Origin of the sequence: Protofrankia sp. Cj3 (assembly GCF_917627355.1) — a bacterium.
Classification (GTDB): Bacteria; Actinomycetota; Actinomycetes; order Frankiales; family Frankiaceae; genus Protofrankia.
Genome location: NZ_CAKJTR010000254.1, coordinates 2500 through 6050, shown reverse-complemented (window position 1 = coordinate 6050; position 3551 = coordinate 2500). Strand labels below are relative to the sequence as shown.

The window sequence follows — 3551 nt, the reverse complement described above, 5'->3', positions numbered from 1 at the left end:
GCAGGCTCACCCTCCGCGCCCGTGGTGGATGTCGGCGCGGTCATGCCGCCGCCCGCCCATCGGCGACCCGCCGGCCCGCGGCACCGACCGGCCGCATGCCCTTGGCGCGCAGCGCCAGGCCCAGTTTCGGGGTCGGACCGAACCTGTTCACCCACGGCATGACCGTCAACCCCTCGAACTCCACCGGCCGCAACGCCGTACCCACCACTGGCTCCGGGGGCACCGGCTGGACCGGCGCGGGAATCTTCACCTTCACTTCCGCCGACCCCGCCCGCGCGTTCGGGTCCGCGTCCATCACCCGCACCGCCCACAGCAGCTCACCGGTTTCCTTGTCCCGCTCCTGCGCATCCGCCACGCCGGCCTTGCTCTTCTCGAAGTCGTTCGCCGCCTCCACGCCGAGCACGAACGCCCCGTGGGGAAACACATCCCCGAACGCCACCGGAATCCACCGCGGTATCGCCATCGCCGCCCACCTCCGTAGAAATCAGGTCCGGATGTCGCCGGCATCTCGCCGTGTTCCGGACAGCTCCCACAGTGCACCGCTCACTAACCGCGCATCAACCTTTAGGCAAAAGTCACATGCCAACTTGATATAAGCGCGAAGCAAACGGTATGCGCACACGACCCGATTCCGGCCGACGAATAGGCAACTTCAGCATGACGCGCATGTTTGCTTCACAGCTAAGATTGATGACATGAACGACGAGAACCGAAGATCACCCGTCTACACGGCCCGTGGCGCGATCGCGGGTGAGGACTGGCAGGCGGTCGCCGACGCTGTCAATCAGCGGATGGCTGCCCGCCGCATCGGACAGCAGAAACTCGCCGACACCTCCGGCGTATCCGTCTCCACCGTGCGGCAGGTTCAACACGGCGCACACGGCCGCCGGGTACAGAACGCCACCCTGTCCGCGATCGCCCACGCCCTCGGCTGGCCTGACGATCACTTGATTCAGATCTTAGTCAGCAACCACACATCAGCCGCGTCCGCCGACACGATCGACCAGGAGATCCTCGCCGGTATCGGCCGCATCGAACAGCGCCTGGACGACATCAACCATCGTCTCGCCGCCGTCGAGAAACGCGTCACCGCGGGCACGACCAACAGATAAGGGGCCAGAACCCCGACATCGGACATAGTTGCCCGCCAGGATTCTGACCCCTGCGTCTCGCTGCGGCATCAGCCGCCCGACCACTCAGCCCAGCACGGGTGACCGCCCCGCCGACTCCCGCACCGGCATCAGCTCACCCACCGGCCGGAACACAAGCGTCACCTCGACATCGCCGAACGCTTCCGCGAACCCGACCCCGTCCGGCAGCGCGGCCCAGGCCCGCATCACGTCCACCGGCCGGTCCGCCGGATGAATCGTGATCGTGCACATGCTCCCGTCTGCCATGGCGCCGGACTGCCCCTCGCTGATCATCGGCCGCCAGCCCGCCGCACGGACCGAGCTAACGCCGCCCCCAGGAGCATCCGCCCAGCCGCAGGAGCCGTCGCGGTGTCCACGAAGAAGAACAGCGGACACACCTGATAGGCGTCCCAGCCGCTCTCCACCGCGAACAATTCCGCCGACGCCGACGAATCAAACGTGATCGTCGTGTCGCGGACCCGCCGTTCCTCCCCCGCTTCGAAGCGCACCACCCCGTAGAGCATGGACAACCGCCCATCCCCACCGTCATCCACCGTGTCTGCCCCGGTCACCAGCCACCACCATCCCATCCTGTCATCGGCTCGGATGCCGGCCCGGCCCCGCGGAGACGACGCGCTCGACACGGAACCGGACCGGCTGCGGCACAGACTCGCGTTGCACCCCATCGCACCGAAAGACAAGATTCACCATCTGAGAATCATCTGATCATGCGGTAGGCAAGCGACTCGCGGATAAGCGGAACGCCTGGCACGGTAGGCGAGGTTGATATACGAAGATGCCCCGACGGATGTACCGTCAGGGCCAGTCCTGCCACGAGACGTGACCCTCGCTCCCGGCTGGAAGGCAACTGCCCGGCATGCCGCCCTTCACACTCGGCCCATACACCGTCTCTGAACGACTCCTGTCACGGGATGACATGCGCGCCGCACTCGCCGCCCGTGACTTCGGCGCCGCCTTCCGACTCATGCGCAAGTACGACGGCGCCAGTCAGGACCGCATCGCCTCCGGAGTCGAAGGACTGAGCCAGAGCCGCGTCAGCAAGATCATGCGTGGTGAGGATCGGATCGCCACCCTCGACCTGATCGAACGCATCACCGACGCACTCCGGATACCAGGCGCCTTGCTGGGCCTTGCCCCCCGGCCCTGGGAAGTGATCGTCACCGACGCCCGGTCAAGACCAACGCCGTCACAAGCCCCCGCACGAACAGCACCAGCCCAGCTCCAGAACGTCGAAGTGGACCAGCGGGACTCGGTCACCCTGCTAAACAACGACGACACGTGGACGCCGCACAGCACCGAGGAACTCGCCGACCTGCTCGGCACGGACGACGGACCTCCCGTACATGCAGCCAACGCCGCCCGCCTTGCCCATGAATGGTTGATCGCGGAACCCCCACAAATCATCGAAATACGGGCCGGACGGCGTATCGGTACCGGCCTCCTGCACAAGGTCGAAGGCCGGGTCGCTCACCTACGCAAGCTCGATGACTTCATCGGCGGGAAAGACCTCAACAGTCTGGTCGAACGCGAACTCACCGCCACCATCGACCTCCTGCGCACAGCCAGCTACGACGAACGGCTTGGACGCCGTCTCCTGTCCGCTATCGCCGAACTGTGTCAACTCGCCGGCTGGGTTGCGATGGACGCCGGACTACCCATACCCGCGTCCCGGTACTTCACAGGCGGAGTTAAGGCCGCGCACGCCGCAAATGACCAGCCCGTCGCCGCGAACCTGATTTCCACACTGAGTTATCAAGTCGCCAACCAGGGTGAACCGGCAGACGCCGTCCTGCTCTCACACACCGCCTACCAGGGCGCCCGCCGGACCGCGACCGCCACCACCCTCGCCCTCTTGAAAGAACGAGTGGCATGGGCACACGCCAAAGTTGGCGAACTCAAGAATACCGAGAAAGCGCTTGCCGAGGTCGACCGCCTCTACGAACAGCGACGGCCCGACGACGACCCCACCTGGGTGTACTGGCTCAACGAGGACGAAATCAACATCATGAAAGGCCGCTGCTACGTCGAGTTGACCAAACCCCGCCGCGCCGAACCACTGCTCACCAACGCCCTGAAGCACTACAACGACGACCACGCCCGCGAGGTCGCCCTGTACGAAACATGGCTTGCCGAAGTCCACATCCAAAAAGGCGACATTGACCAAGCCTGCGCCAAGGCCACCAAAGCTCTCCTCCTGGACGCACGGACAAACTCCACCCGCAGCTCCGAACGAGTCCAGACCCTACGCGCAAAGCTCCGTCCCTACGCAGACAGCCACGCCGTCCAGGAGTTCGAAGAACTCTACCACTCCACCATCGAGACATCTGAACACGACTGACGGTCGGACCAACGTACGGATGTACGCATCGCGCTGTCTGCCGAATTCCTCGTTTTAGGATC

General features: G+C 65.0%; 5 protein-coding genes. 2 read left to right on the top strand and 3 right to left on the bottom strand.

The window, feature by feature from the left end; translation table 11 throughout:
• Nucleotides 1–40: 40 nt before the first annotated feature.
• A complete protein-coding gene (locus MJ783_RS21680) occupies nucleotides 41–463 on the bottom strand; it encodes a plasmid replication, integration and excision activator (RefSeq protein ID WP_239313342.1) in 423 nt (140 codons plus the stop codon).
• A 232-nt stretch (nucleotides 464–695) separates the two neighbouring features.
• Between MJ783_RS21680 and MJ783_RS21675 the strand changes: the two genes are divergently transcribed.
• Nucleotides 696–1112, top strand: a complete 417-nt coding sequence (locus MJ783_RS21675; RefSeq protein WP_239313340.1) for a helix-turn-helix domain-containing protein — start codon at nucleotides 696–698, stop codon at nucleotides 1110–1112.
• Nucleotides 1113–1196: 84 nt separating this feature from the next.
• On the opposite strand, the gene MJ783_RS21670 is transcribed toward MJ783_RS21675, so the two are convergent.
• Nucleotides 1197–1424, bottom strand: a complete 228-nt coding sequence (locus tag MJ783_RS21670) for a hypothetical protein (RefSeq protein ID WP_239313338.1) — start codon at nucleotides 1422–1424, stop codon at nucleotides 1197–1199.
• On the bottom strand, nucleotides 1421–1702 hold the full coding sequence (locus MJ783_RS21665) for a hypothetical protein (RefSeq protein ID WP_239313336.1): 282 nt from the start codon (nucleotides 1700–1702) through the stop codon (nucleotides 1421–1423). Before MJ783_RS21665 ends, MJ783_RS21670 begins: the two co-directional genes overlap by 4 nt.
• A gap of 365 nt (nucleotides 1703–2067) precedes the next feature.
• Between MJ783_RS21665 and MJ783_RS21660 the strand changes: the two genes are divergently transcribed.
• A complete protein-coding gene (locus MJ783_RS21660; protein WP_239313334.1) occupies nucleotides 2068–3489 on the top strand; it encodes a helix-turn-helix domain-containing protein in 1422 nt (473 codons plus the stop codon).
• Nucleotides 3490–3551: the final 62 nt, after the last annotated feature.